This window comes from Myxosarcina sp. GI1 (assembly GCF_000756305.1).
GTDB lineage: Bacteria > Cyanobacteriota > Cyanobacteriia > Cyanobacteriales > Xenococcaceae > Myxosarcina.
This window is the reverse complement of the sequence record NZ_JRFE01000014.1, coordinates 137,033-162,761: the sequence shown is the minus strand read 5'-3', so window position 1 is coordinate 162,761 and position 25,729 is coordinate 137,033. Positions and strand designations below refer to the sequence as shown.

At 40.3% G+C, this 25,729-nt stretch carries 30 protein-coding genes and 2 pseudogenes; 22 read left to right on the top strand and 10 right to left on the bottom strand.

What is annotated here, in order from left to right; genetic code table 11:
- Nucleotides 1-254: 254 nt before the first annotated feature.
- The 3 genes from gor to KV40_RS07680 all read left to right on the top strand — a co-directional run bounded on the left by gor (nucleotide 255) and on the right by KV40_RS07680 (nucleotide 4,002).
- On the top strand, nucleotides 255-1,604 hold the full coding sequence (gene gor / locus KV40_RS07690) for a glutathione-disulfide reductase (RefSeq protein ID WP_036479596.1): 1,350 nt from the start codon (nucleotides 255-257) through the stop codon (nucleotides 1,602-1,604).
- 231 nt (nucleotides 1,605-1,835) lie between these two features.
- A complete protein-coding gene (locus KV40_RS36625) occupies nucleotides 1,836-3,287 on the top strand; it encodes an ABC transporter substrate-binding protein/permease (RefSeq protein WP_371260771.1) in 1,452 nt (483 codons plus the stop codon).
- Nucleotides 3,253-4,002, top strand: coding sequence for an amino acid ABC transporter ATP-binding protein (locus tag KV40_RS07680; RefSeq protein WP_036479591.1), 750 nt, complete (start codon nucleotides 3,253-3,255; stop codon nucleotides 4,000-4,002). The genes KV40_RS36625 and KV40_RS07680 overlap by 35 nt, the downstream gene beginning before the upstream one ends.
- A 60-nt stretch (nucleotides 4,003-4,062) precedes the next feature.
- Here the strand turns inward: KV40_RS07680 and KV40_RS07675 are convergent, their stop codons facing one another.
- A complete protein-coding gene (locus tag KV40_RS07675) occupies nucleotides 4,063-6,210 on the bottom strand; it encodes a Tex family protein (RefSeq protein ID WP_036479589.1) in 2,148 nt (715 codons plus the stop codon).
- Between the two features lie 191 nt (nucleotides 6,211-6,401).
- Between KV40_RS07675 and KV40_RS07670 the strand changes: the two genes are divergently transcribed.
- The 6 genes from KV40_RS07670 (at nucleotide 6,402) to KV40_RS07645 (ending at nucleotide 12,538) form a co-directional block, all read left to right on the top strand.
- Entirely contained in the window at nucleotides 6,402-8,852 is a 2,451-nt protein-coding gene (locus KV40_RS07670) for an FG-GAP repeat protein (protein ID WP_052055460.1), read from the top strand.
- A 257-nt stretch (nucleotides 8,853-9,109) separates the two neighbouring features.
- Nucleotides 9,110-9,697, top strand: coding sequence for a TetR/AcrR family transcriptional regulator (locus KV40_RS07665; RefSeq protein ID WP_036479587.1), 588 nt, complete (start codon nucleotides 9,110-9,112; stop codon nucleotides 9,695-9,697).
- Between the two features lie 48 nt (nucleotides 9,698-9,745).
- On the top strand, nucleotides 9,746-10,168 hold the full coding sequence (locus KV40_RS07660; RefSeq protein ID WP_036479585.1) for a thioesterase family protein: 423 nt from the start codon (nucleotides 9,746-9,748) through the stop codon (nucleotides 10,166-10,168).
- Nucleotides 10,169-10,240: 72 nt separating this feature from the next.
- Nucleotides 10,241-10,885 carry a glutathione S-transferase family protein gene (locus KV40_RS07655; RefSeq protein ID WP_036479583.1) on the top strand — a complete coding sequence of 215 codons (645 nt, stop codon included), beginning with the start codon at nucleotides 10,241-10,243 and terminating at the stop codon, nucleotides 10,883-10,885.
- A gap of 61 nt (nucleotides 10,886-10,946) precedes the next feature.
- Nucleotides 10,947-11,909 (top strand): class I SAM-dependent methyltransferase, encoded by a 963-nt coding sequence (locus tag KV40_RS07650; protein WP_052055459.1) that lies wholly within the window; start codon nucleotides 10,947-10,949, stop codon nucleotides 11,907-11,909.
- A 143-nt stretch (nucleotides 11,910-12,052) separates the two neighbouring features.
- The gene (locus tag KV40_RS07645; protein ID WP_052055458.1) at nucleotides 12,053-12,538 is read left to right on the top strand and encodes a hypothetical protein; all 486 of its coding nucleotides are present in this window, start codon (nucleotides 12,053-12,055) and stop codon (nucleotides 12,536-12,538) included.
- Between the two features lie 37 nt (nucleotides 12,539-12,575).
- On the opposite strand, the gene KV40_RS36935 is transcribed toward KV40_RS07645, so the two are convergent.
- Entirely contained in the window at nucleotides 12,576-12,698 is a 123-nt protein-coding gene (locus KV40_RS36935) for a hypothetical protein (protein ID WP_256381111.1), read from the bottom strand.
- Between the two features lie 275 nt (nucleotides 12,699-12,973).
- On the opposite strand from KV40_RS36935, the gene KV40_RS07640 reads away from it, so the two are divergent.
- The 3 genes from KV40_RS07640 to KV40_RS34775 all read left to right on the top strand — a co-directional run bounded on the left by KV40_RS07640 (nucleotide 12,974) and on the right by KV40_RS34775 (nucleotide 14,871).
- The gene (locus KV40_RS07640; protein ID WP_036479581.1) at nucleotides 12,974-13,804 is read left to right on the top strand and encodes an MOSC domain-containing protein; all 831 of its coding nucleotides are present in this window, start codon (nucleotides 12,974-12,976) and stop codon (nucleotides 13,802-13,804) included.
- 143 nt (nucleotides 13,805-13,947) lie between these two features.
- Complete coding sequence (locus tag KV40_RS07635; protein ID WP_052055457.1) at nucleotides 13,948-14,307, top strand: hypothetical protein; 360 nt, start codon at nucleotides 13,948-13,950, stop codon at nucleotides 14,305-14,307.
- Nucleotides 14,308-14,700: 393 nt separating this feature from the next.
- Complete coding sequence (locus KV40_RS34775; protein ID WP_172657247.1) at nucleotides 14,701-14,871, top strand: hypothetical protein; 171 nt, start codon at nucleotides 14,701-14,703, stop codon at nucleotides 14,869-14,871.
- Nucleotides 14,872-14,912: 41 nt separating this feature from the next.
- Here the strand turns inward: KV40_RS34775 and KV40_RS07630 are convergent, their stop codons facing one another.
- Entirely contained in the window at nucleotides 14,913-15,800 is an 888-nt protein-coding gene (locus tag KV40_RS07630; protein ID WP_036479579.1) for an oxygenase MpaB family protein, read from the bottom strand.
- Nucleotides 15,801-15,875: 75 nt separating this feature from the next.
- On the opposite strand from KV40_RS07630, the gene KV40_RS36110 reads away from it, so the two are divergent.
- Entirely contained in the window at nucleotides 15,876-16,073 is a 198-nt protein-coding gene (locus tag KV40_RS36110; RefSeq protein ID WP_216595560.1) for a hypothetical protein, read from the top strand.
- 415 nt (nucleotides 16,074-16,488) lie between these two features.
- On the opposite strand, the gene glsA is transcribed toward KV40_RS36110, so the two are convergent.
- Entirely contained in the window at nucleotides 16,489-17,469 is a 981-nt protein-coding gene (gene glsA / locus KV40_RS07625; RefSeq protein WP_036479577.1) for a glutaminase A, read from the bottom strand.
- Nucleotides 17,470-17,570: 101 nt separating this feature from the next.
- Here glsA and KV40_RS33230 point away from each other — a divergent pair.
- Nucleotides 17,571-18,047: pseudogene (locus KV40_RS33230) on the top strand (DUF1824 family protein).
- A 158-nt stretch (nucleotides 18,048-18,205) separates the two neighbouring features.
- On the opposite strand, the gene KV40_RS33225 reads toward KV40_RS33230, so the two are convergent.
- Complete coding sequence (locus KV40_RS33225) at nucleotides 18,206-18,379, bottom strand: tyrosine-type recombinase/integrase (protein ID WP_081942804.1); 174 nt, start codon at nucleotides 18,377-18,379, stop codon at nucleotides 18,206-18,208.
- A gap of 109 nt (nucleotides 18,380-18,488) precedes the next feature.
- Between KV40_RS33225 and KV40_RS34105 the strand changes: the two genes are divergently transcribed.
- Both KV40_RS34105 and KV40_RS34765 read left to right on the top strand, forming a co-directional pair.
- Nucleotides 18,489-19,301 carry an IS630 family transposase gene (locus KV40_RS34105; protein WP_156113982.1) on the top strand — a complete coding sequence of 271 codons (813 nt, stop codon included), beginning with the start codon at nucleotides 18,489-18,491 and terminating at the stop codon, nucleotides 19,299-19,301.
- Nucleotides 19,295-19,576, top strand: a complete 282-nt coding sequence (locus KV40_RS34765; protein WP_156113981.1) for a transposase — start codon at nucleotides 19,295-19,297, stop codon at nucleotides 19,574-19,576. Before KV40_RS34105 ends, KV40_RS34765 begins: the two co-directional genes overlap by 7 nt.
- Before the next feature lie 272 nt (nucleotides 19,577-19,848).
- Here the strand turns inward: KV40_RS34765 and KV40_RS34755 are convergent, their stop codons facing one another.
- Nucleotides 19,849-20,004: a hypothetical protein gene (locus KV40_RS34755; RefSeq protein WP_156113979.1), complete on the bottom strand. Its 156-nt coding sequence runs from the start codon at nucleotides 20,002-20,004 to the stop codon at nucleotides 19,849-19,851.
- A gap of 72 nt (nucleotides 20,005-20,076) precedes the next feature.
- Between KV40_RS34755 and KV40_RS34750 the strand changes: the two genes are divergently transcribed.
- Nucleotides 20,077-20,220: a hypothetical protein gene (locus KV40_RS34750; RefSeq protein WP_156113978.1), complete on the top strand. Its 144-nt coding sequence runs from the start codon at nucleotides 20,077-20,079 to the stop codon at nucleotides 20,218-20,220.
- A 28-nt stretch (nucleotides 20,221-20,248) separates the two neighbouring features.
- Nucleotides 20,249-20,614, top strand: a complete 366-nt coding sequence (locus tag KV40_RS07610) for a hypothetical protein (protein ID WP_156113977.1) — start codon at nucleotides 20,249-20,251, stop codon at nucleotides 20,612-20,614.
- A 49-nt stretch (nucleotides 20,615-20,663) separates the two neighbouring features.
- Here the strand turns inward: KV40_RS07610 and KV40_RS34745 are convergent, their stop codons facing one another.
- Both KV40_RS34745 and KV40_RS37275 read right to left on the bottom strand, forming a co-directional pair.
- Nucleotides 20,664-20,840, bottom strand: coding sequence for a hypothetical protein (locus tag KV40_RS34745; protein ID WP_156113976.1), 177 nt, complete (start codon nucleotides 20,838-20,840; stop codon nucleotides 20,664-20,666).
- Between the two features lie 54 nt (nucleotides 20,841-20,894).
- Nucleotides 20,895-20,987 (bottom strand): endonuclease, encoded by a 93-nt coding sequence (locus tag KV40_RS37275; RefSeq protein WP_371260770.1) that lies wholly within the window; start codon nucleotides 20,985-20,987, stop codon nucleotides 20,895-20,897.
- A gap of 233 nt (nucleotides 20,988-21,220) precedes the next feature.
- Here KV40_RS37275 and KV40_RS34740 point away from each other — a divergent pair, with 233 nt between their 5' ends.
- Together KV40_RS34740 and KV40_RS07605 are read left to right on the top strand one after the other, a co-directional pair.
- Nucleotides 21,221-21,349 (top strand): DUF1643 domain-containing protein, encoded by a 129-nt coding sequence (locus KV40_RS34740; RefSeq protein WP_156113975.1) that lies wholly within the window; start codon nucleotides 21,221-21,223, stop codon nucleotides 21,347-21,349.
- Between the two features lie 145 nt (nucleotides 21,350-21,494).
- Nucleotides 21,495-22,262 (top strand): lipase family protein, encoded by a 768-nt coding sequence (locus KV40_RS07605; protein WP_036479573.1) that lies wholly within the window; start codon nucleotides 21,495-21,497, stop codon nucleotides 22,260-22,262.
- A gap of 66 nt (nucleotides 22,263-22,328) precedes the next feature.
- Here KV40_RS07605 and KV40_RS07600 read toward each other — a convergent pair whose 3' ends face one another.
- On the bottom strand, nucleotides 22,329-22,529 hold the full coding sequence (locus tag KV40_RS07600; protein ID WP_036479572.1) for a hypothetical protein: 201 nt from the start codon (nucleotides 22,527-22,529) through the stop codon (nucleotides 22,329-22,331).
- A gap of 15 nt (nucleotides 22,530-22,544) precedes the next feature.
- Nucleotides 22,545-23,661 (bottom strand): annotated as a pseudogene (gene dinB, locus KV40_RS07595) (DNA polymerase IV).
- A gap of 271 nt (nucleotides 23,662-23,932) precedes the next feature.
- On the opposite strand from dinB, the gene KV40_RS07590 reads away from it, so the two are divergent.
- Entirely contained in the window at nucleotides 23,933-24,589 is a 657-nt protein-coding gene (locus tag KV40_RS07590) for a HEAT repeat domain-containing protein (protein ID WP_036479570.1), read from the top strand.
- A gap of 483 nt (nucleotides 24,590-25,072) precedes the next feature.
- Nucleotides 25,073-25,363, top strand: a complete 291-nt coding sequence (locus KV40_RS07580) for a hypothetical protein (RefSeq protein ID WP_036479569.1) — start codon at nucleotides 25,073-25,075, stop codon at nucleotides 25,361-25,363.
- Nucleotides 25,364-25,729: the final 366 nt, after the last annotated feature.

Sequence of the window (25,729 nt, the reverse complement as noted above, 5' to 3'; positions counted from 1 at the left end):
GCAAACTAAGAATTGTAGCTAAAATAGTAAATATAGATAAGCTTTTTGAAGCCCAAGAAAGATTTTCATAATACATATAAGCAAAAGATAAATATTTCATAATCTATAGAAAAGAAGATTAATCACTTTAATAGACAAGAAATATATTAAGCTGCTGCTTATTACTACGGCTCAGTCAGTTCTTACTAATTTTTGATTTCTTTAAATAATTTGTCCGTTAAATTAACTATTTTCACTCAGGAGATATTACAAAAATGAGTTATGATTTCGATTTATTTGTTATTGGTGCGGGCTCTGGAGGTATAGCTACTGCCAGACGTGCCGCTCAATATGGAGCTAAAGTAGGAATTGCCGAATACGATCGCCTTGGTGGAACTTGTGTCAATCGTGGTTGCGTTCCCAAAAAGTTAATGGTCTATGCCGCTCATTTTAGCGATTACTTTAATGAATCCCAGGGCTATGGCTGGAGTGTAGGTGAAACCAGCTTTAACTGGGAAAAAATGATAACGGCAGTAAATAATGAGGTAAATAGACTCAACGGCATTTATCAGCGGATGTTAGATAATTCTAATGTCAAAGTGTTTGAGAGTCGCGGTAAATTTGTCGATTCTCATACCATTGCGATCGGCGATGAAAAAGTCACTGCCGATAAGATTTTAATTGCCGTTGGCGGTCATCCTGTCAAACCCGACACCATTCCTGGTATCGATCGCGCCATTACTTCTGACGATATTTTTCACCTTAAAGAACAGCCTAAGCGTATGGTGATTATCGGCGGTGGCTATATTGGGGTAGAGTTTGCCTGCATACTTAACGGCATGGGAACCGAAGTAACCCAAGTTATTCGCAGCGATAAAATTCTTAGAGGTTTTGATGACGATTTGCGCTCGGAAATTCAGGAGGCGATGCAGAGACACGGCATTCGCATTTTAACTAATAAACCCAAAATTGCCCTTGAAGAGGGCGAAGACGGAATTAACCTCAAAATACATGGCGAAAAAGAAGAAACTATAGCTACTGATGTAGTAAGTCTTGCCGCAACGGGTCGCATACCTAACATCGCTGACTTAGGATTAGAAAATACCCAGGTAGAAGTAGTCAATGGTGCAGTGGCGATCGATGCTTACAATCAAACCGCAGAAAAACATATTTATGCAGTAGGGGACTGTACAGATCGCATCAATCTTACACCTGTAGCTATTCAGGAAGGTAGAGCTTTTGCCGATACGCATTTTGGTGGACAATCTCGCCAGATGTCTTATGAAAATATTCCTACTGCCGTATTCTCCGATCCAGAAGCAGCGACAGTTGGTTTGACTGAAGCCGAAGCAAGAGATAAATATGGCGATGCGATTAAAATCTATCGCAGTAAGTTTCGTCCGATGTATTACACTATTCCCAACATTCAGGAAAAAACTTTGATGAAATTAATTGTCGATACCAACACCGATAAAGTATTGGGAGCGCACATGGTAGGAGATGGTGCGGCAGAAATCATTCAGGGTGTAGCGATCGCCGTTAAAATGGGAGCAACTAAAGCTAATTTTGATGCTACTGTAGGTATTCATCCTAGTTCGGCAGAGGAATTTGTAACGATGCGTTAATTTACAATAGCGATCGCTTTGATAAAACGGATACTTTTATCACTGGTTACTCAAGTATGATGATGGCATATCCGTTACATTCGCCGAAAGTTACAACCAAAAATTGTCCGCAATTATGCACATTTAAAAAAGCGATCGCGTTTTAGCCCCTAATAAAATAAACATTAGATCGATGCTGTGGTGAAAATACTGCTAAGGAAAAAAAGTAGAGTAATACTAGCAATTGTATCTTTGATAACAGTGCTATCGATCGGCTTTATCCAGGGAACAACCGAGCGGATTGCAGCACAGTCGGCAGAAAAAATCCCGACACAAATGCAAATGGTTACTTCGGCGGACTATCCTCCCTACGAGTTTAGAGATACCGCCTCTGGTAATGAAATTATTGGCTTTGATATAGATATTGCCAACTATATTGCCGATCGATTGGGGTTTGAGTTAGAGATCGTCGATACAGACTTTAACGGGATTATTCCTGCTTTGCAATCGGGTCGAGCTAACTTTGCGATGGCAGGCATGACCCCAACCGAAGAGCGCAAAAAGAACGTAGACTTTTCAGAAATTTACTACGAGGCTAAAAACACAATTGTTGCAAAAAAAGAAAGCAAACTAACTAAACCCGAAGATTTAGCAGGTAAAACGGTCGGCGTACAGCTTGGTTCTACTCAAGAAGAAGCAGCAAAAACCATGACCGAAGAAGTAGAAGGGATGCAAACTAAGTCCCTAAACAAAACCAGTGAAATCATTCAAGAGGTGAAAGCAGGTCGAGTTGATGCCGCCATTATTGAAGATACCATCGCCAAAGGCTTTGTGGCTGCTAACTCCGATTTAGAATTTAAGACAATTCCTAACACCGAAGAAGCTGGTTCTGCTATTGCCTTTCCTAAAGATTTTCCTTTCATTGATGATTTTAACCGCGTTATCCAAGAGATGAAAAAAAGCGGGAAACTAGAAAGCTTGATTAACAAGTGGTTTGGCGACGGAAAGGAAACGACGACACAAGCAGAAGAACCAGCCAACAATAGTATTTTATCGTTTGCTCGAATTGCACCAAGTATTCCGTTTATTTTAAAAGGTCTGGGAACGACGCTACTATTTACGGCTCTTTCGGCTTTATTTGGATTTATCTGGGGAACGATTCTCTCTTTATTCAAAATTTCTAACATTAAGCCTCTAACTTGGTTGGCTAACGCCTATACGTCTGTGTTTCGCGGTACGCCACTTTTATTACAAATCGCGCTCGTTTACTACGCTACCCCACAGCTAACTGGCTATGATATTCCCGCCCTGCTAGCAGGGGTGATTACATTTACCCTAAATTCAGGTGCTTATATTTCTGAGACGATTCGCGGTGGTATCCTTGCTGTAGATAAAGGACAGAGAGAAGCCGCGCTATCGCTGGGAGTTCCTTACAAACCAATGATGCTAGATATTATTCTGCCCCAGGCAATAAAAAATATCTTACCAGCACTGGTAAATGAAAGTATTGCTTTACTTAAAGACTCGGCTTTGGTATCTACTATTGGTGTTGCAGATCTATTGCGTCGCGCTCAGATTGTAGGAGCAGAAAAGTATATATATTTTGAACCGCTACTATTTGCTGGAGCGGTTTATTACGTGATGGTTATGTTCTTAACCTGGGGGGGGTATGCACTCGAACAAAGATTACAAAGAAGCAGTTAGAGTCGAAAATTTATCCAAATCCTTTGGCAATTTGCAAGTTCTTCATGAGATATCTACTAAAGTTGGCAAAGGAGAAGTGGTTGCTATCATCGGTCCTTCGGGTTCGGGAAAGTCAACATTTTTACGCTGCCTAAATTTATTAGAAACTCCAACATCTGGAAAGATTTATATTGAGGGAACGGATATTACGAAAGCTAAAACCGACATACTAAAATTGCGGCAAAAGGTGGGAATGGTATTTCAACATTTCAACTTGTTTCCCCACATGACAGTTTTAGAAAATGTAACTTATGCACCAATTAAAGTTAAAAATGTCATTGCAGAAAAGGCACGAGAAAAGGCAATAGAATTGCTAACACAGGTAGGGCTGCCAGAGAAGGCAGATACTTATCCAGCAAAGCTATCGGGAGGACAAAAACAGCGAGTGGCGATCGCCCGTGCCCTAGCAATGGAACCAGAGGTGATGTTGTTTGACGAACCTACTTCTGCTCTCGACCCAGAAACGGTTAAAGAAGTGCTTGAGGCAATGCAAAATTTAGCCAAAACTGGAATCACAATGGCAGTTGTAACTCATGAAATGGGCTTTGCGCGGGAAGTAGCTAATCGTATTTTATTTCTCGATAAAGGGCGACTGGCAGAGGATTCACCGCCTGACAAGTTTTTTACTAATCCAGAATGCGATCGCGCCTGTCAGTTTCTTGAAAAAATGCTTTAAATTTTAAGCGATAAGCCTTTAGCTGTTAGCTGTTTTGGTTTTCTGCCTCTATAAACATTTTTAAACTTTAAGTGATAAGCCTATCCGTTTTAACTTTTGGTTGACTTCTAAAACTTTGACTTTTACTATTTCTCCCACTTTGACAATTTCGTTGGGATCGGAGACAAAGCGATCGCTCATTTGTGAGATATGGATCAAACCATCTTGGTGTACGCCAACGTCTACAAACGCACCAAAATTAACCACATTAGTTACTACTCCCTCTAAGATCATACCTTCTGTAAGATCGCTAATTTCGTTAATGCCTTCAGAAAAGGTAGCGTATTGAAATTGCTCTCTGGGATCTCTGCCAGGTTTTGCCAGTTCGGCGATCGCATCCTGTAAAGTTGGCAGTCCCGTATTTTCGGTAACAAACTGCTTTAAATCTAAAGACTTGAGGCGATCGCTTACTTTAGTAATTTCAGCTAAGGGAACTTTTAATGCTGCCGCCATTTCTTTAACTACGCCATAACTTTCGGGATGTACTGCGGTATTGTCTAAAGGATTTTCCCCATCTCGTATTCGTAAAAAACCTGCTGCTTGTTCGTAAGTTTTCTTGCCTAGCTTGGCAACTTTCAGTAGTTGGCGACGATTTTTAAATGCACCACTTTCGTTACGATAGCTGACGATATTATTAGCGATCGCGTTACTAATTCCCGATACGTAGGTCAACAACTCAGAAGATGCGGTATTTAAATCTACTCCTACATAGTTAACGCAGCTTTCTACGGTTTCTTCCAGCTTTTGTTTGAGCAGCTTTTGGTTGACATCGTGCTGGTACTGTCCCACGCCAATTGATTTGGGATCGATTTTTACTAATTCGGCAAGTGGATCTTGCAATCTTCTACCGATACTAATTGCACCCCTGACAGTAAGATCTAGTTCGGGAAATTCCATTCTTGCCACATCACTAGCAGAGTAAATAGAAGCACCAGATTCATTGACGATTACTTTTATTGGTTTGGGATTAATTGTTTTTAAAACATCGCCGATAAAGCGATCGGTTTCTCTCGAAGCAGTACCGTTACCAATAGCAATTAGTTTAATTTGATATTTATTTATTAATTCCCGTGATATTTTTTCTGCTTCTTGCTTTTGTTTCTCTCCCGAATGAGGATAAATAGTTTTGTTCTCTATAAATTTGCCTGTATCCGATAGCACAGCAACTTTACAACCAGTGCGAAAACCAGGATCGATCGCCAGAGTTGGTTTCATTCCTGCAGGTGGTGCGAGCAATAAGTTACGTAGGTTAGCTTCAAAGGTTTGAATCGATTCGATGTCGGCATAATTTTGGCGATCGCTTCTTATTTCTCTAACTAGAGAGGGTTTGAGCAAACGGCTAAAAGCATCCTTTAGCATTACCCGATAGAAGTCTCTCACTTCGCTAACTTTAGTTTTGATTACCTGACGTTCTAAATAAGACATCACTTCTGACTCTTCAAAAGCAATATCGACATTTAACATCCCTTCTGCTTCACCGCGATATAGTGCCAAAATATTGTGAGGCGGAATCTTGCTAACGCTGTAGCGATAGTTGCGATACATTTCGTATTTGGTGCTGCCTTCAGGATAGTCGTCTTTAATGCTGGCAGTAAAAATGCCGTTTTTTAATAGATATTCCCGTAAATAAGCTCTGATTTTTGCCTTTTCTGCAACTAACTCTGCCAAAATATCTGCTGCACCGTTTAAGGCTTCTTCTGCTGTAGTTACACTTTGCTCTGGATTAAGATATTTCTCGGCTTCTTTAATTAAATTTGCTTTTGCACCAGACTCATTTACCGACTCAATCCACTCCGCTAAAGGCTCTAAACCTTTTTCTCTCGCCGCAGTAGCTTTAGTACGCCGTTTGGGTTTGTAGGGTAAATATAGATCTTCTAACTCGGTTTTGTTGAGACAGGCTTCAATTTTAGACTGTAGCTCTTTGGTTAGTTTATTCTGCGACGCGATCGCTTCAAGTATTGTTTCTTTACGTTTGTTTAATTCATCTAGATAGGTATAGCGTTCAAAGATATCTCTTAACTGAATTTCATCCAGCGAACCCGTTCTTTCTTTACGATAGCGAGCAATAAACGGTATCGTTCCGCCTTCCTGCCAAAGTTGTATAGCATTCTCAATATTAGTTAGAGGAATCGAAAATTCTTGGGCAATAATTGGTGCGATTTCGGTCATGTTATTTATTTTATCTGCGATCGCTTTTGTCTGAGGACAGGCTATCTTTAATCTAAAAAAATTTACTAGCTTAAATTAACTGTTTTTCTGGCTTCACATGACTACAGTTTATATGTATATTCATTGTGGTAGTTATTGAACTTACATAGGCGCGATTACATACACGCGATCGCTTTTAGCGAAAACTTATTATGACCATAGCATCTTTCAATCTCACAGACCTCGACGGTAGTAACGGCTTTGTAATTAACGGCATCAATCCTGACGACTATTCGGGCATCTCTGTAAGCGACGCAGGGGATATCAATGGTGACGGTATTAATGACATTATCATTGGGGCAGCTGAAGCTGGCGTTGCTGGAAAAAGCTATGTGGTGTTTGGCAGCACTAGTAGTTTTGAGCCTGGTTTAAACTTGTCGGCACTAGACGGCAGCAATGGCTTTGTCATTAACGGTATCGCTCCTGGCGATGTTTCGGGGTTTTCCGTCAGTAGTGCAGGAGATGTTAACAGCGATGGCATCGATGACATCATTATTGGAGCTTTTAATGCGAGTGCAAATGCAGGAGAAAGTTATGTGGTGTTTGGCAGTCAGAGTGGATTTAATTCTAGTTTGGACTTGTCAACACTAGACGGTAGCAATGGCTTTGTCATTAACGGCATCGATCCTAACGATTCTTTAGGATTTTCTGTAAGCGGTGCAGGAGATGTTAACGGTGATGGTATTGATGATGTCATTGTTGGGGCAGGTGGTGGCGATCCTAATGGCAGTAATAATGCTGGAGAAAGCTATGTAGTGTTTGGCAGTGAAAGTGAATTTGCTCCTAGTTTGGAGTTAGCAGCACTTGATGGTAGCAAAGGCTTTGTCATCAACGGCATCGATTCTAATGATAGTTTGGGTCGCTCTGTAAGTAGCGCGGGAGATGTTAATGGCGACGGCATTGATGACATTATTATTGGGGCTGTTGGTGGCGATCCTAATGACAATAATAATGCTGGAGAAAGCTATGTGGTGTTTGGCAGTGAAAGTGAATTTGCTCCTGGTTTAGACTTGTCGGCACTTGACGGTAGCAACGGCTTTGTAATTAACGGTATTAATGAGTATGACTCTCTAGGATACTCTGTAAGCAGCGCAGGAGATGTCAATGGCGACGGCATTAATGACATTATTATTGGAGCACAAGATGCCTCTCCCAATAACATTTATGGCGCAGGAGCAAGTTATGTAGTGTTTGGCAGGGAGAGCGGATTTGAGCCTAGTTTAGACTTAGCGGCACTCGACGGCAGTAATGGCTTTGTCATTAACGGTATTAATGAAGTCGATCGTTTGGGGCGTTCGGTAAGCAGTGCGGGGGATGTTAACGCCGATGGTATTGATGATGTTGTTATTGGGGCATTTCTCGCCAGATCCCAGGGCATTAGCAGTAATGGCAAAAGTTATGTATTATTTGGTAGCAGTAAAGGCTTCGAGTCAAGTTTGGACTTATCGACGCTCAACGGCAGCAATGGGTTCGTTATTAACGGCACTGATTCTTCCGATTTTTTAGGTATCTCAGTCAGTGGCGCAGGAGATGTCAATAACGATGGCACTGATGATCTAATTATTGGAGCATATGGCGGCGATCCTAATGGCAATGAAAATGCAGGAGAAAGCTATGTAGTGTTTGGCTTTGAAACCGAACCTGTTCGAGCAACTTTTGGCAATGACCTGCTTGTTGGAACACTTGATAACGATACGATTAACGGTTTGGCAGGTAATGATACCATCGATGGGGGTTCTGGTGACGACCAGATTGACGGACAGCAAGGCAACGACAATCTCACAGGCGGCAGCGGACAAGATCGCTTTGTCATTACCGCAGGAGAAGGCACTGACATTATTACCGATTTTGGTGGTGTAGGTAAAGGAATCAACCCGCCTCAAAAAGTTATCGATCGAGTTGATACCATTCAGTTTTCTGGTGAAGGACTAACTGTTGAGAACCTCATTCTTACTCAGAATAAACAAGCTCTCGAACTTACTTTTGAAGGAGTAAAAGATACCAAGCTTATTTTGTCTGACTTTGACCTTGAAAACCTAGATAATCTTCCTTCTGGTCTAGGTAATATTCTTTTTGATGGTCACCAGCAAATCCAAGATAGTTTTGATGTCTTTAATGCTAAACAACTTCGCAATAGAATTTTTAAACGCAATACGGTTACTTTTCTTAACAACCGAGATAATACAATTCAGGGTTTTGAAAACTCCGATGATGTTATTAACGGTCAAGGTGGAAAAGATATATTACTTGGTCTTTCTGGAAATGATGTACTGCGGGGTAATGACGGCGATGATGTGCTACTCGATGGCGATGTTGGAAACGACATACTCGATGGTGGTGCGGGTAGTGACGGCTTGTTTGGCAGTATTGGTGCCGACCGATTTGTGCTGAGAGAAGAAGAAGGAACAGACACGGTTTTTGATTTTCAAGATGGTAAAGATTCCCTGGTTTTAGCCGATGATTTGGAATACGAACAACTTAAAGTTAGTACGAGCAATGGTAATACTGTAATTGAAGTTGCAGATACTGGAGAACAGCTAGTTTCTTTAGTTGGGGTGAATGCTAACGATATTGCGTTTGATGATTTCTCTACCTTGGCTTAGGTTTAATGATATTTTGGCGATCGCGCTACAGCAAACAATCTTGTCAGTACGCAAAATATTTGAAAAGTCGCCTAGACAAAAAATTGGCTTTGAGATATTCTTTTTTTAAGACCGATCGGTCTTAAAAATGATGTCATCAATTATAGCAGTGGACAGAAGAATTAAGATACCTCGAATTACGGCTCGACTGAGCTTCGCCGAACGTCTGGAAGCTCTATAAGTTAAGCATCTTAGTTTTGATTTTTGATTTTTGTTATATGTCTAAAGCTGAGGCAACTAAAAGTAGAATTGTGCGACAGGCGGCGGAATTGTTTAACCAAAAAGGTTATGCAGGTTCGTCTATTGCCGATATCATGCAGGCGACTGGCTTAAAAAAAGGAGGAATTTACAATCATTTTTCTAGTAAAGAGGATTTAGCTTTGGAAGCTTTTAATTATGCTTACAGTCTAATGAGTCAAAAAATCTGGCAGGCAGTAAGAACTAAAACTAACGCTGTAGAAAGATTGCAGGCGATGGTATCTAGCTATTTAGATTATATTGACTGTCCGCCGATCGCAGGAGGATGTCCGATCCTAAATACGGCAATAGAAACCGACGATACTGACTCTCCATTGCGCGATCGCGCCTTACAAGCTTTAAACTCTTGGCGCAGCTTAATCGTCAATATTGTCGTTAAAGGAATCAAAAAAGGCGAAGTGCGATCGCATATCGAACCCGATGTAGTGGCTACGGTAATCATTTCTACCTTAGAAGGAGCAATTATGATGAGTAAACTAGAGCGAGATGGCATTCACTTAGAAAGAGCCATTTGTCATTTACAGGTTTATCTTCAACAAAATCTCTAACAGCATATTTTTTTATCAACAAAAAGACCGATCGGTCTTTGAAAATAAATGTCACTATCTCAAACTATGACTAAGACCTTAGAAATAGAACTAGCTCTACCCATTCAGACTTACGATATCGACTTTGCAGGAATTGTCAGCAATATCGTTTACATTCGCTGGTTAGAAGACTTACGACTTAAAATACTGGAAACTTATTTACCTTTAGACAAACTGCTAAGGCAAGGTTACTGTCCGATTATTACTTCAACTCAAATTGAGTATAAACAGTCTTTACGATTAGGCGATCGCCCAATAGCCAGGATGTGGATGTCAAAATTAAGTCGCGTTCGCTGTACTCTTCAAGCCGAAATTTATTTAGAAGAAAGGTTGGTAGTAACTGCGACACAGACTGGCTTTTTCAAAGATCTTAATACTATGCGTCCCTTAGCAGTTCCAGAACCACTGAGAAACGCCTATACAGGAAATTAAAACCCCGAAAAATTATCAAACTTTAGCTTTTAGTTATTCCTGATTTTCTGTTCCCTGTTCCCTAAAATTATCATGCTGCAATTTTACTATCATCCCCTATCACCTCTAGCTCGTCGCGTCTGGATTGCTTTGTTAGAAAAAGAAATTCCCTTTGAACCCGTTGTTGTCAATCTCAAAGACGGAGAACAGTTCAAACCAGAATTTCTGCAATTAAACCCTTTTCACCACGTACCCGTAATTGTCGATAATAATTTTCGCGTCTTAGAATCGTTAGCAATTTTAGATTATCTCGAACATAAATATCCCGAACCTGCATTATTACCAAAAAACACGCAAAGATTAGCCATAGTGCGTATGGTAGAAATGGTAACGACTAACGAACTAGGTTCTCAGGTAATTCCCCTGATTGTAGAAAAGCCAGATTCGCCTAAGCTAAAACGGGCAAAGCGCAAGCTAGAGCGAGTATTGAATTTATTTGCCGAACTATTAGCAGATGAGCCTTATTTTGGTGGCAATCGCCTGTCTTTAGGAGATATAGTAGCGGCAAATGGCGTAATTCTAATTTCTAAACTGGGTTACGAATTAGATACAACTCCCCGAATCAAAGCTTGGTGCGATCGCCTGATGCAAAGACAAGTTTGGCAGAAAACACAGCCTAACGCCGAACAAATAGAAATATTCAAACAAACGGTAACTAATTTAGTGCGGAATACATGATATAAATTCCTTTAAGACATTTAAAAGCGAGCTTAAAGTTACTTTATATTTAATTGCGTCAATGACTGCTACTTCTACTAACTTAAAATCGAGCGACTCTCAGTCACAAGCAGCTAAATTTTCTCCACGAGCGCGACTGGCATCTCGTCTGGTAAACGGTATTTTAGCAATTAAACCTCTGGCTAACTTTGCTAAAAATCGAGCCAGAAATATGATGATAGAACGGGCAGAGACTATTGGCGTACCCTGGCGAGATAATGTAAGGCAATTAAGCAATCGCAATTGGGATGCAGATTTTAAGGCGGTAGCGAATCCCCAACTTGATTATCCTGACTATTACACTACTTCTTTTCATGCCTACGAACGAGGCAATCTTAATTGGGAAGCAGCATGGGAAGTAGAATCTGCGGCTCTGGCAGTTCATGCCAAAATTTGGTCAGAGGGAGATGTTCGAGGCGATTTAATGCTACGTCAGAGCTATCACGATTTGGTGCGACAGCAGTTAGAAATAGAACCTAAAGCAATTCTCGATTTTGGCTGTAGCGTAGGACTGAGTTCTTTTGCTCTCCAAGAAGTCTTTCCCCAAGCCAAAGTTACGGGAGTAGATCTTTCACCATATTTTTTAGCAGTGGCTAAGTATCGATCGCAACAAACAGGACAAAATATTAGCTGGCTTCATGCAGCAGCAGAGTCTACAGGTTTACCTGATGCTTCCTTCGATTTGGTTTCTGCTTGTTTAATGTTTCACGAACTACCTCAAAGCGCAGCTAAAGCTATCATTAGTGAAGCAAGGCGTTTGTTGCGTTCGGGTGGATATCTAACAATTATGGATATGAACCCCAGTTCGCCAATCTATCAAGCGATGCCGCCTTATATTTTGACTTTGCTCAAAAGCACCGAACCCTATCTAGACCAATACTTTGCTTTAGATCTAGAACGAGCGATCGCTGAAGAAAGTTTTACTACACTTACTATAACCACTAATAGTCCTCGTCATCGAACTATAGTAGCGCGAAAGCTTTAATTTATATTTAGGTAAGTACTATTGCTGTTGCCGATCGCTGCGCTTAAAATGGAATATGAAATAAAACACGAAGCCGTACTAAAAAGCCATTTTAAAAAATAACAAAATATTTTTGTTTTTTTGAAGTTATCAAATTTGTTTTTATGCCAGACGATCTCAGCAACCATACACAAAAATTAGGTGAGTTACTCGTTGAAGCTGGATTGATTTCTAGCTCTCAGGTTAAACGTGCTTTACAAGAGCAGCAAGCCAACCCCGATTTGCTTTTAGGTGAAATACTAGCGTTACATGGCTGGATCAAACGCGAAACAGTTGATTTTTTTGCTATTGATTGGCGAAAGTTACCCAATGAGGGAACCAAACATAAATTGGGATACTATTTGCGTAGAGCAGCATTATTACAAGAAGGTGACGTTAAAGCAATTTTAGAAGAGCAAAAGCAAACGGGGGTGCGTTTTGGAACGATTGCAGTATTTCAGGGACATCTCAAGCTTACTACTTTAGACTTTTTTTTAATGCGGTTGTTTCCCGAAACAGCAGGAGTTAGTCCGTTTATAAACATGCACGGTTCGGTGAAACGGTTTGGAACTAAACCTAGTTCGATTGAGTGGTATCGACAAGAGGAGTAGCAATTAAACTGCATCTATTATAGTGTTTTGTTTAATTTTAGACACTATTAATAGAACGGCAAGGAATTTTAACTTCATCAACAGGATTTCCGTCAATGGTAGTACCTGCTGGATTTTCTACTCCAACTGATACTGCACCCATAGGCGTACCTGTTGGCATGGAATTTGTCGGTAGACCTTGGAGCGAACCGACGTTAATCAAATTAGCATATGCTTTCGAGCAAGCAAGTCAGCTGAGACAACCACCGCGAAGTACTCCACTACTAAAAACAAAATAAAACAATAAGTTTGGGATCATTTAGTGATTTTGTGGAAGTCAATGAATACTAATTACACCATGAAGGAAGATTCGTAAGTCTTGCTACCTTTGGTATTAAGTTCTCATGATAAATTTAGCTCAATTATCGTAGAAGCGTAGAATCGGAAGCATTATTTATGGAGCGCACATTTGTTGGCAATCTTAAATCCTTATGGCGTTATCCAGTTAAATCTATGCAGGGAGAAGAGTTAGACTCGTCAGATATTGCAACACAGGGGTTATTAGGCGATCGCGCTTATGCTTTATGGGATGAAAAAACCAGCCGAATTGCCAGTGCTAAAAATCCCAAGCAATGGTCATCTCTACTTAAGTGTCACGCAACTTTAGAGCAAACTCCTCAGTTCGACCGACCTACGCCTTCAGTCCGTATTTCTCTACCCAACGGTTCTACTGTTACCAGCGAACAAGCCGAGATCGATACCATACTATCTCAATGGATTGAGCGAAAGGTGCAATTTCTGGCTACCGTTCCTGAAACTCCCAGTCTCGACCAATACTGGCCCGATGTAGAAGGTACTGCTCACCAAGATACCTTGACTCAATTATTTATGCCCCCAGGAACTTTCTTCGATTCCTGTCCGATTCACGCTATCACCACAGCTACTCTCGATCGCTTACAAGAACTTTATCCTGCTGGTAAGTTCGAGCGCTGTCGCTTTCGTCCTAACCTTCTCATCGATACTCAATCAAAGCAAGCAGAATTTGTCGAGAATAATTGGGTTGGGCAAATTCTCACCATTGGAGATTCAGTTAGTCTAAAAATTGATACACTCTGCCCTCGATGTGTTGTGACTACGCTAGCACAAGCCGAGCTACCACAAGATTTGAATATTTTGAGAACGGCTGCTCAGCACAACAATGTTAATGCAGGAATTCGACTGTCGGTCATACAAGGAGGAACTATTTGCCAAGGTGATTCCGTATGGATAGAGACGTGTAAAGATTAAAAAAAATTTTGCTCTTATTTAGCGATAAATTACGGTGAACTAATTCTCCTGCATCTTTCATCCTTTTAATTCTTTGAGAGGAAATGAGAGTTAGAATAAGATTAAGTAACCTCATTTTATTGCTCATAAGCAAGGAGGAAGCTATGAAAACTAAAAATGATTCTAATTCCAATATTCCTCACTACGATCCGCATATTGTCCCATCAGAATCAGTAGCCAGGGCGAAGAGAGAAGGCAAACATTTCGGTCACGTTAACCATGACGATCCTGCCGATAAAGAACATCTCCACAACCGAGATGGCTACACTATCGACCAAGAAGGGCTCATTAATAACTATGCAGTTGAAACAGAAGCTTATATCAACAAATCTGGGGATTTAAGAGAAAAAGAGCTCGAACTTAAGGCTAAACGTCGTCGTGAACTCCAAGAGTTGTCGGAAGATGAAGAAGGTAAATTAACAATGGAACACGACTGGCGACACAAAGGACCTGGATTAATTTAGTAATTTGGTGATAGTACGGCAGCAATAATCTACCATGACGAGATTGCTCCTAATTATTACATTCTAATTTTTCTTTTAATCTCGTATATCTGAGTGGTTGCTTAACCTGTTTCACTGCTATAGCGATCGCCTTTTCCAAACTAACTATCAACATTTAAAAAATGACAGCCCAGAGAAAGATTCTGAGGGTAAGAGGATATCTGAAAAGTCTCAATAGCTACTTTAGCAGAGCTGTAAAAGAGTACGTGCTGGTAACTCTATTTTAGTCCTCGGTGAAACGGAACGGGTACGAATGAATTTGCTCAGAATCTCTATGACGAGTTGTTTGGTGAATATCGTTGTGCGATCGCCACCTATAAGGGTTCTCTTAAGAAATTCTTTATCGCGAGCGCCATGCAGTTAGACTGTCCCACCGAAAGCGACGAAGGTAAACCCATGACCGTCGATGCTCTTAAGGAAGAAATTTTGATTAACTCCAGTGAGGATACAATAGCACTAAATATGCCACTTAAACAATTAAGAGGTGTACGAGGTATGAGAAAGAGGTGGGAACCCGGAGTTTGATTGCAGACAAAAAAGCAGTGAATTGAACTAATAGTAGGAGTCTATTCTTGTTTGGGAGAATGATTGAGGTGGGAAAGCATTTTAGTAGGTCCAAGGTCATTTAGCTCATAACCATCGGGATAGCTTCTCAACTTACTGTCAGTAAAAAAATCAGGTTTTCTTCTCGGCAAAAGCCATCTGGAGACATGACCGCGTAACTTAAGGCTATTTTCTACTAAGTTACGTACAGCAACTGGAGGATTAGAGTAACCAAAAGCGGCAAGCGTTAAGTCATCAAACATCCCATGAACACATGGTCTAAAAAGAGGGCGACACCAAGCAGGAAACCAACTGAGAAATAAATTGATAGTTGATTCTCCAACACGACGATTGCTGTCAGAATAAATAAAGTGTTGCCGTTCGTAATCTTGATTATATTGAGCGAATCGCTCGTAGCTTGAGGGAATATCGCGGATGTGCATCTTCTTACCAATTGCTAGCCAAAAGTAAAAAATAGCTAGCTTTTCAGTTTCAGCAAATAATCGCCAGCCAAAACGCTCGTTCCAGCGAATTGGCTCGTAGATAAACGTAGAAAGAACGTAGAGAAAATCTTCATTACTAATTGGGTAATGCCCGTGAATGGCATTCATCCTACGAATAGACTCTCGACCACGATCGCTGTCGTAGCCCCATTTGAGAATTTCAGCTACTAGTAAGCCCGTATCATCGTAGCGTTTTTGGGTATGATGATGGAATTCGTTAGTTCGGTCGAGCAGTTGGGAGATGCTGGGAACGCAATAAGTTTTGAGCATGGCTAGTTCTAAAGAACGGGTGATATCCCAAGGGAATTCATAACCAGCTAATAAATGACAAATCTGGCAATGGTCGGTAACTGGGTCTAGCCGTTGAATCTGCTGTTGACGAGCGTAACGTAGGTCAAGCCAGGACATAGGACGATTGGTAAGTTAAGAATTAGTATCAACATTATGATAATGAACGGTGAGCCAAATAACTGACAAATCCCATTGACCAAACCCAAACTGGTAGAAAGTAACCTTACCTTTTTACCGCCGATGATGAGTATTACGCATTGCGCGATCGCAGCAGCAGGAACATCCCTAATACTTGGAACTGCCGAACCCCTACCTTTAGGACTAGCTATTATTCTAGAAAAGGTATCGGTGAAGCAGTTGCTTACAGCTGTAAGGGAAAAGGAATTTTGATTCATACCATTACTGAAGGCAATGGTATGCCATTAACTAACAAAACTACAGCAGCGCAGAGCCGAATAGCTCAAGTCGCGCCGCAGAAGCGACGCTTGCTTGCTTCGCAAGCTGCGGTAGCGAAAGAGAGCAAATATTGTCTTTGCTAGATGGAATTAAAATACAGACAGGCAAACTAGGTCGCTCCAGACGAAGATTCTCAATATTAGCTGCTGATAAGGGTTATGAGAGCCACGAAAAGTGATTGTAATTAAGAAAAAGAGGTATTAGACCTCAGTTCCCCAAATGAATTTATAAATCTAAAAAGCATCGGGGAAGACCGATTAAAAATGATACACCACGTTTTCAACAGAAAAGATGTGTTTCTTGGTTTCAAAGAAAGTATAGACGCTTATACGTTAAAAACTGACTAATTTCAAAGCCTCCTGATTGGATCTCGATGAGAAATATCTAGAAAGGGACACTGTTCTAAAGGAAAATCCAATAAATGAAGCTGAAATTCTTCAGATAGAGCTTCAAATACTTTGATTCCCCTAATACTATTGCCTCTATGGTCGATTAATGGCGAGTAAACCGCAATACCAGCGCGGTCAGGAATTACAGCAATTATTCCTCCTGAAACTCCACTTTTGGCGGGAATTCCTACTTTATAAGCCCATTCTCCCGCATAGTTATACATCCCACAGGTATACATCACGCTCAAAATATCCCTAACGTAACAAGGCTCGATCGCTTTGTCTTGATTTATGGGATTAATGCCTCGATTTGCTAAAGTTGCAGCCATTACTGCCAAATCGTGACAGTTTACTACTATCGAACACTGTTGGAAATAGAGGTCGAGAATTTCTTCGATATTACGATCGATAATGCCAAAATTAAGCAGTAAATTAGCCAGAGCGCGATTGCGATGTCCAGTAGCTCTTTCTGACATGAATACAGGAGCATCTATATAAACATCATGACCGATGTAGCGACGAAACATATCTAGCATTCGATTCAGCTTATCGGTGGGGTTTGAGCCTTTAATCAAACCAGCAGTAGCGATTGCTCCAGCGTTGACCATTGGATTATCTGGACGCTTGGAGTTTTCATCTAAGCGAATTACCGAATTAAAAGGATCGCCAGTAGGCTCTACGCCAATTTTTTCTAGCAGAATTTGACGACCGCAATCTTCTAGTGCCATGCCAAAGACAAAAACCTTAGATATAGATTGAATGGTAAAATTTTCCGAGATGTCTCCGACTTCAAAGACTTCTCCTTCTTTAGTAATGATAGATATGGCAAACCAGTTAGGATTGACTTTAGTAAGTTCGGGAATGTAGCTAGCCAAAGAACCCGAATCGAGTGAGCGATATTCTTCGTAAAGATATTGAATGAATTCTGGAAGGTCGGGCATATTGTGTTTTTAAAAACTGCTACACTCTGATGGTCGAACGTGTATTCTAGCTTGAAGTAACCGCCAAAAAATTAAGCTCAAACATCAACCACAACATTACTATGTCTGCATCACAACCGCCCACTCTAACTCTAGATAAAGCTTTAAAAATTGTAAAGTCATACGATTGCGCCCAAGTAACAAATACATCTTCGTCAATAGAACCAGAGTTACTCCGCCATAGCTTGTTATTGGTAACGAGTTTATCGTCATCACAAAATTTAGGGATTTGCGCCGATAATTCTCAGTAAGGCTTTGCAGCTTTAGCTAGTTATTTAGAGGCTTTAGGTTATCAACATGCGCGTGGAATAAGCTCGGGGAACCAGAGCATTTCCGCGCATCAAAGTAATTTGGTGCAAGAGAACGTTTCCATTAGTTTGTCACCAGTTTATTTGAAATTTAGTACTCACAAAATGTCTTATTACTCAAAACAATATACAGGGAAATATCGAGGCGTTATTGTTTCTTGTTCTAGTGAAAATGACCTGATTGCAGGAACATACGGCCACTTTCCTCTGGATCTATTTCTGAAAAGTTAATGACTAATGACTAAATTTAAAGCTTCTTGATAAGCGTTTGATAGATGTTCCCAATAAGCGCGTAGCGAAGCCATACTCAGAGGGTTTATCGCCCTACCTAAACCAACTCTCTAAAGTGAGACTTGCCTTAGCTGACGTTTCGTCAGCAGGCTTCCTCACTAAAAATCAATAAACTGACTGCTACCAGTTTCGGGAGATATATGCAGATAACGCTCGGTAGTAGTCACGCTGACATGAGCCAAACTCTGCTGTAGAAACCGCAAATTACAACCAGCTTCTAAACTATGGCTAGTGTGGAAATGGCGCAACCAATGGGATGAAGTTTTTTTCATCGACCTGCGCTCTTTTGAGCATTCAATGGACTACCGAGCGGTGCTTCTTATACTAAATCCGATTACCAAAGTACGTGTAAAATAGAGAGAAATAACAAAAAAATGTTAAATGCCAAAAACAGCTTATTTAGCCAAGCATTTTAGTTCGAGTGAGCTTAAAAAAAAATATCTTAAAAGTAAAGACTCCGTAGAAGCTAGAAGATGGCATCTGCTGTGGAAAATATCTTTGGGATGGACAATAAAAAATAGCGCGCTCGCTGTGGGATGTTCTTATTCTTATGGTCAAAAGATTCTTAGTCGATATAACCTTTATGGAGAAGAAGGGGTCAAGAATTGCAAAAATCAAACCAGCAATCATGCTAGAGGAAAAAAAAGGTTATTATCGCAACGACAGTTAGAAAAACTAACAAGAGCGATCGAGAATAAGCCGCCAGATGGAGGAATCTGGACAGGAACGAAAGTGGCTCGCTGGATTGAAACAGAAACGGGAAAAGAAAAAGTCTGGAATCAGCGAGGTTGGGACTATCTAAAAAAGTGCGGTTACTCCTGGCAGAGTCCAAGACCAACACATAAAAAAGCGGATAAATTGGAGCAGGAAATATTCAAAGCTAACCTCCCATTGAAAGTTGAAAAACTAGAACAAGAAAATCCAGGCGTACAAATAGATCTATGGTTTTTTGATGAGCATAGAATAGGATTAAAACCAATACTCAAAAAGGTTTGGTCAAAAATTGGTAATCGACCCGAAGCGGTCGTACAACATCGCTACGAATGGTTGTATGTTTATGGATTTGTGAAACCGAAAACTGGGGAAACCTTGTGGTACTTAATTCCAAGAGTTAATACAAATTGGCTTAATTTGGTCGATCGACAATTTGCGATTGATGCTGGAGTTAGTAATCAAAAAAAATTATCTTGGTAGAAGATAATGCGGGTTGGCATCGAAGTAAAACAGCCATAATTCCTTCAGGAATAGAAATTGAATTTTTACCTCCCTATTCTCCCGAATTACAACCTGCCGAAAGACTTTGGCAGTTGATAGATGAGCCATTGGTAAATCAATATTTTGAAACTATTAATGAGATTGAAAATATTTTATTAGAGCGTTGCTGTCTAGTCAGTGAAATGAAAGATGAAGTTCATAAGTTGACCAATTATCATTGGCTTAAAAACACCACATGTTTACATACTTTTTAAATCGGATTTAGTATAAGGGAGAGCGCGGACCAGAAGTTTCATACTCTAAATCGATTTCTTTAGCTAACTTTAAAGCATCGGAGTTTAAGTAAATAAAGGCATTATAAGTAGGCTCAAATTTATCAATTCTCTTCAAGAATGATGCGGTCAATTCTTCTGATTAAGCTCCCGAACATAGCTATCTGGTCGATCGATTATCACTTCGGCAATCTCTATGGCTCTTTCTAGCTGTTCTACCGATAGCTGTTTGTAAGCTGCACCCTGTTTGCGGTCTATTGCTTCGTACCAACAGCAATTGAAAAATTATCGAGAATTATTCTGGCAAAACAATAATTAAATCTTACGGGAAACTCGCGTTGCTTCGCCTGTGCTGGTAATTCTTCATTTACCAACCAGAGATATTTGGCACGAAGCTGTTCAATATCCAATATTTTATGTTTGATGTATTATTAATTTCTAGTGTAAGTGCTTTCGAGTTGTCGGGATAGAGACTTATATCTATGGGCATTTTGAGTAGAGGCGATCGCGAGGAACGGGATTTATTGTATCGTAGTGGGCGCGATCGCTCTGCATCAACCAGCAAAATATCTAAGTATCGTTCCCAGTGTGGATGCAGAGGTGACAAATTTTTTTCTATATTTTAGAGGTAACAGAACTTCAGATCGAAACACTATGTTGACTACTGCAAAGAGAGTAATACACTTAAGCGCAGTTGCTTTAGGAATCATAGTTGTCAATTTTTCTACACTACCAAGCAACGCTCAAAGCAGAACTGCCGATAGCTTTAATTTTGACGATCTTAGTGCTGGAGGTAAAGGCAGTTGGAATTTTAAGAGCGAGGATGAAGCAGTTTCGATTCGGGATGATCTTAAAGAACTTAGAGAATACGACATCTCAGGAGTAGAATATTTTGACGTAAGAGCGATTCAAAGAAGAAACTGGAGAAATCGACGCGGGGCAAATCAGGGCGATCGCTATTATTATATAGAAAACAGAATTTTTCCCTATTATTCTATAAGAGATAGAATTTATTATTAATTAATTATTAGACTGGAACGAATAGGTATCGCTCCAGCCAAAATTATTATTAGCAAGAAGCTAGTTTCTCTTTGACGGACTGATAAATATTTTTATCTTCCTGTTTTTTCCGTTTGAGTTGTTCTTTAAAAAGTTCTACTTGACGCATACTAGGATGCTGTCGATAAATATCTATTAGCCAATCTACACAAGCTAATCTAGCTTTATACTTGGTTAAATCTGTCATTATTCCCTCCTTTATGTGGAAATATTTCAAACCTGAAGCGGTCTTGTTGGAAGTTCAGTTGTCTCCGTTGGCAAAGTAAGCATAAGTGCCGATAGTAGCAGCTAAAAGCCAGCCCAAAACTAAAACACTAATTAAAAGAGTTGTCATGATGTTTCTCCTCAGTAAAATACTGAATTTGAGTTACATACACAACCTAACAATTTTGTCTAGCAATTTTAGTGTTTTTTAATAAACCTCGGATATTGTCACAGAGAGCAATAGAATTCTCATGCTGGTAAAGAACTAGAGAGTGTGCCTAATAACAGTGGGATCGCCAACCTTTAGTAGTTTCGCAATATAGATAGTTTGCACTACAACACAATTGTTATGAGAAACTAATTATGCTCGACGGTCTTTATGAGTCATTTGCTAGATCTTGGGGCTATGGCAGATTGGAAGTAGTTAACCTGTTTGCTAGCTCGCACTCCTCACCCGTCGTTACTCAAACAGGTAGCAAAACCAATCGGTAGGGATAACGAGCGATTATCGCTTCGGCAATCTTTATTGCTTTTTGTAACTTGCTTTTGCTTAAGAAAAATTTGCCGTGTATTCCGCTCGCTTGTACTCGATCTAATATTTGTTTATTCAAAGCAAATCTAAGAGGAAGTTTTAGCAATGGACTACTCTCAAGCACTCAAATGTGCAATTCTTTCCCAAGAAGTTTATGAAGACTTCTCAGGGCTTCGATTTAGTGGATTTCCTGGCGTTACGCCAGAGCTTATCGATTTGGAAAATACGGGGACTCAATGCGCTATTTTTTCCGATGCTGGGACTTCCATCTATATTGTTTTTCGGGGTAGCGAAAACCGCATTGATTGGGACACTAATTTCAATTTAAAGCAAGAAGTCGTTAAATTTCAACAGGACGTGCTGCAAGAAAAAGTTGTTGGCGAGCGCGAGCAAGTTTATCCTTATGAAGAAGAAAGTTCTTCTGGTGCTAAAATGCACGGGGGATTTGCTTCTGCCTATATGTCAGTGCGAGAGCAAATTCATAATTATTTGAAGAATCATGCTGCCTCAAGTTTAACCATTACAGGTCACAGTTTGGGTGGAGCTTTAGCAACTCTGTGTGGTGTTGACGTTCAATACAATTTCTCAAATCAAGTCAAAAATATCGACATTTACACTTTTGGCACTCCTAGAGTTGGCAATAATGGTTTCAGAGAATCTTTTAACCGTCGCGTTCCCAATAGCTATCGTTTTGTCTATGGAATGGATATCGTGCCAGCATTACCAAGACCTTGGCAAGGATACCGTCATGTGGATACTGAATACCGACTTGGTTCTCGTTTCAGCCTAAACTTTTTCTCTCAACGCTTTAAAGATCATAGGATTGTCAATTATATCGCTGCGTTAAAGAAACTAATAGTACAGGGCAGTTGATTGAGAGGGATATAGGAGTAAAATTTACGAATCGTTGCTATCTATCTAGTTGCTCGGCATTTGCTTCTACGTATTGCTGAAGTTCGTTAGCCAAGGCAAAGACAAGATTTGACTGGTTTCGGTTTTGAGCATAGGAAACCTCGCCGTTTCCTCGCCATGTTCCACTCCGCTGTTGAGAATGAGAATATTCGTTTTCCACAATTGATAACAGATTAGATTAGTATCGTAACTGGAGCGATCGCTGGTAGAAATTATTGTATCGCCCATACGCGCTCGGATATATTATTCAAACAGTGACARCTGTATTATCTTGGCTTTCTTTGAATTATTAAGATTAGACAGTGAAATACCCAACAAGCGAATATTTTTACCATCTAGTTCGACTATTTCTAGTAACTCTACTGCTTCAGTGATAATCACGTCTAAACTATTAATACACTTCTCAAAAATGCGCGAGCGCCTAATTTGTTGATAAGCTGAAAACTTTACCTTTAAAGTCAGCGTTCTACCTGAAGCTTGATGTCTGTCAATACGTTTTTTGAGTGTCTGGGCGATTTGTTCGAGTTTGATAATTATTGTTTCTTTATCTTTTAAGTTCTCGGCAAAGGAATTCTCTGCACCAATTGATTTACGAATACGATTCGCTTCAACTGTTCGATTATCTTTTGCTCTGGCAATGTTGTAATAATAATTACCTACCTTACCAAAGGATTTGACTAAAAAAGAGCGATCGCGTTTCTTCAGATCTAGTCCAGTTTGAATACCCAGACGACGCATCTTCGCAGCAGTAACCTTACCGATGCCGTGAAATTTTTCTATGGGTAGAGATTCTACAAATGCTTCGGCTTCTTCTGGAAAGATGACAGTCATACCGTTGGGCTTGTTCATTCCTGATGCTATTTTGGCAAGAAACTTATTAACCGAAACGCCAGCCGAAGCAGTGAGATTGGTTTCAATTAATATCTCATCGCGGATATGTCGGGCAACTGTAGAAGCATAGGGTAATCCTTGTTTATTTTCAGTAACGTCGAGATAAGCTTCATCTAGTGCTACTGGTTCGACGATATCGGTGTAACGTCTAAAAACATCATGGATTTGTGCCGATATTGCTCGATACACTTCAACAAGCTGATTAGAGATGCGCGTGAACCCCGCGCCTCTCTCACCTTCAAATCTAGGTTTGACAAAAATAAGATCTGGGCAAAGAGCGATCGCCTGTTTTGATGGCACAGCTGAATGAATTCCGTATTTTCTGGCTTCATAACTGGCTGCTCCCACTACACCACGCTGACGGGGAGAAGCACTCCTCTGCTAATGGTTTACCTCTGTATTCAGGATTATCCCTCTGCTCTACCGATGCGTAGAAAGCGTCCAATGTGAATGATTTTCTTGGTCTGATTCGCCATTAACTGAAAACTAAAAAGCCAATCATTAGTGTAGCCGTACTAACGAAGATTGCTCTATTTTAAATTTTTCCAAACGGTTGCCCCCATATTTTCCCTGTCTCTTTGTTACTCGACTGTTGTGATTTAGATTGGCGATCGCATCTTAGAAACCAGACTAATTGTCGCTCGACTTAACGGATTCTACTGCTCGATCGACCGATCGGCGTATGGCAAGTTATTGTAATAAGACTTAATATAACTTATAGATACTTTAAAAATAGTCTTATGGAACTGCATCAGATTGAAACTTATCTCGATAGTCAAGATCCTCAACATCGCATGAAAGCGATTGCCGAGTTGAGAAACTACGAACCTAATTTGGCTATTCCCTTACTGAAGAGAACCATCAACGATAAAGAATTTATTATTCGTTCTTTTGTCGCTACAGGTTTAGGACACAAACGTACAGATGAAGGCTTTGAGTTGTTATTGGATTTAATCGAGTACGACAGCGATTACAATGTCAGAGCTGAAGCCGCTAATTCTTTAGCCAAATATGGCGAAGATGCAATCCCCTATCTGGCGCAATTATTTCAACGAGACTCTAATTGGTTGGTACGGTTTAGTATCTTTGCAGCGATCGACAGCATACAATATCCAGAAACTATTTTAGAACTATCGATTCTAGGTCTTAGAGGAGACGATCCARTTGTCAGAGAAACAGTAGTAGCTAGTTTGGGACAATTAGCCGAAACACCACAAGAGTCGAAAGCTTTAGAACTTCTGCTCTCAGCAGCACAATCGCAGCAAGCCGTAATTCGCGCCCAAGYAGCAAAAGTTTTGAGAAATTTCAAAACTCCAAAAGCAGAAGTTGCTCTGGCAAATCTGCGACGGGATTCGGATTATCGAGTCGTCGCTGCAACTCTAGAAGGACTTATCTAAAGTCAAAGAAATCGAAACACTCACTTTGAGCTTTATGAAATAAGTAAAGTGTTTGCTAGCTATTGGTTCGGAAAAACAATCATGAAAGTTAAGTGGTCACAGCTATTTATCAAAACTATATTTTGGTTATCTGCGGAAATCTACCTTACGGTAATTGGGTTGGATAATCTAGCTGATTATGGCGAATTTGTCTTTCAAGATAAAACTYTCTCAACAATGGCTCAGACTTCYACCACACTCGGTTCTTTCAACTTAAATTGAGAAAGCTCTGTTGCCTGGTTGAAGAATTTGTCCGCTTGTCTGGTGTCTAAATCAAAATTTCATTTGATAGGTGTCAAGACATCCTATCTCAGTTGGGTCTGCTGTAGTTAACGAGTAGCTACTGCTGCCCCAAAAATGACTTTTACAGCAATATTCTGGGCGGTAAGTAGTTTCTGCTACAAAGTTACCGTAAATTCAAATTACAATTTTCAGTTTTAGTTAATGTTTYCTAATCTTCTTCAAGCAACAAAAGAATACTGGCACCAGCTAGATGAATTAGAAATCGCTTATCAGCAAGGTGAAATTYCTATCGAAGAAGTAGATGCCAGAGTAGCTGATTTGATGGCAGAACTAGCTGTTAAACGCCGCGCCGCTTTTAGCTATTTTTGGCAAGGCTGCCTGCATTGGATGACGACACAAAAAGACACTGTCATCGGTTTAGCTATCTTAGGGCTAATAGTTTATGCTTGGGTGCTGACCAGTACTAGCTTCTCAACTTTGACGCTCTCATAATTCTTTTCGTCTTTTAACAAGCTATGTTACAAATATCTAGTTTTAGCTTCAGGAGAGCCGTAGCCGTCTGTTCTTCAGTTGAGGGAGACGCGACGCGATCGACCTTCCACCGAGAATATCTGAATTGTAGGTCACAAAATAACTGCCACCATTGGTGTCGGCACTAGTGGTAAAAGTGACTAATTTCCTTACTTTTAAGGTCTTGGCAATTTTTGGGGGTAATAAAACTTCCAAACTTTGAGCATCGTTCCACTCAGTTACTCCACCCTGTCGAGCAACTGCTGTCCTAAATTACCAAAAGCGGAGTCTAGTTTTTTTGGCTCTTCATTGGCTACCAGACTGTAACTCAGTCTGGGTGTTATGATT

Coding starts and splice junctions, on each gene's coding strand:
- gor (WP_036479596.1), top strand. CDS start 255: ATGAGTTATGATTTCGATTTATTTGTTATTGGTGCGGGCTCTGGAGGT.
- KV40_RS07680 (WP_036479591.1), top strand. CDS start 3,253: ATGCACTCGAACAAAGATTACAAAGAAGCAGTTAGAGTCGAAAATTTA.
- KV40_RS07675 (WP_036479589.1), bottom strand. CDS start 6,210: ATGACCGAAATCGCACCAATTATTGCCCAAGAATTTTCGATTCCTCTA.
- KV40_RS07670 (WP_052055460.1), top strand. CDS start 6,402: ATGACCATAGCATCTTTCAATCTCACAGACCTCGACGGTAGTAACGGC.
- KV40_RS07665 (WP_036479587.1), top strand. CDS start 9,110: ATGTCTAAAGCTGAGGCAACTAAAAGTAGAATTGTGCGACAGGCGGCG.
- KV40_RS07660 (WP_036479585.1), top strand. CDS start 9,746: ATGTCACTATCTCAAACTATGACTAAGACCTTAGAAATAGAACTAGCT.
- KV40_RS07655 (WP_036479583.1), top strand. CDS start 10,241: ATGCTGCAATTTTACTATCATCCCCTATCACCTCTAGCTCGTCGCGTC.
- KV40_RS07650 (WP_052055459.1), top strand. CDS start 10,947: ATGACTGCTACTTCTACTAACTTAAAATCGAGCGACTCTCAGTCACAA.
- KV40_RS07645 (WP_052055458.1), top strand. CDS start 12,053: ATGCCAGACGATCTCAGCAACCATACACAAAAATTAGGTGAGTTACTC.
- KV40_RS36935 (WP_256381111.1), bottom strand. CDS start 12,698: ATGCCAACAGGTACGCCTATGGGTGCAGTATCAGTTGGAGTAGAAAAT.
- KV40_RS07640 (WP_036479581.1), top strand. CDS start 12,974: ATGGAGCGCACATTTGTTGGCAATCTTAAATCCTTATGGCGTTATCCA.
- KV40_RS07635 (WP_052055457.1), top strand. CDS start 13,948: ATGAAAACTAAAAATGATTCTAATTCCAATATTCCTCACTACGATCCG.
- KV40_RS34775 (WP_172657247.1), top strand. CDS start 14,701: ATGCAGTTAGACTGTCCCACCGAAAGCGACGAAGGTAAACCCATGACC.
- KV40_RS07630 (WP_036479579.1), bottom strand. CDS start 15,800: ATGTCCTGGCTTGACCTACGTTACGCTCGTCAACAGCAGATTCAACGG.
- glsA (WP_036479577.1), bottom strand. CDS start 17,469: ATGCCCGACCTTCCAGAATTCATTCAATATCTTTACGAAGAATATCGC.
- KV40_RS33225 (WP_081942804.1), bottom strand. CDS start 18,379: ATGAAAAAAACTTCATCCCATTGGTTGCGCCATTTCCACACTAGCCAT.
- KV40_RS34105 (WP_156113982.1), top strand. CDS start 18,489: ATGCCAAAAACAGCTTATTTAGCCAAGCATTTTAGTTCGAGTGAGCTT.
- KV40_RS34750 (WP_156113978.1), top strand. CDS start 20,077: ATGGGCATTTTGAGTAGAGGCGATCGCGAGGAACGGGATTTATTGTAT.
- KV40_RS07610 (WP_156113977.1), top strand. CDS start 20,249: ATGTTGACTACTGCAAAGAGAGTAATACACTTAAGCGCAGTTGCTTTA.
- KV40_RS34745 (WP_156113976.1), bottom strand. CDS start 20,840: ATGACAGATTTAACCAAGTATAAAGCTAGATTAGCTTGTGTAGATTGG.
- KV40_RS37275 (WP_371260770.1), bottom strand. CDS start 20,987: ATGACAACTCTTTTAATTAGTGTTTTAGTTTTGGGCTGGCTTTTAGCT.
- KV40_RS34740 (WP_156113975.1), top strand. CDS start 21,221: ATGCTCGACGGTCTTTATGAGTCATTTGCTAGATCTTGGGGCTATGGC.
- KV40_RS07605 (WP_036479573.1), top strand. CDS start 21,495: ATGGACTACTCTCAAGCACTCAAATGTGCAATTCTTTCCCAAGAAGTT.
- KV40_RS07600 (WP_036479572.1), bottom strand. CDS start 22,529: ATGGGCGATACAATAATTTCTACCAGCGATCGCTCCAGTTACGATACT.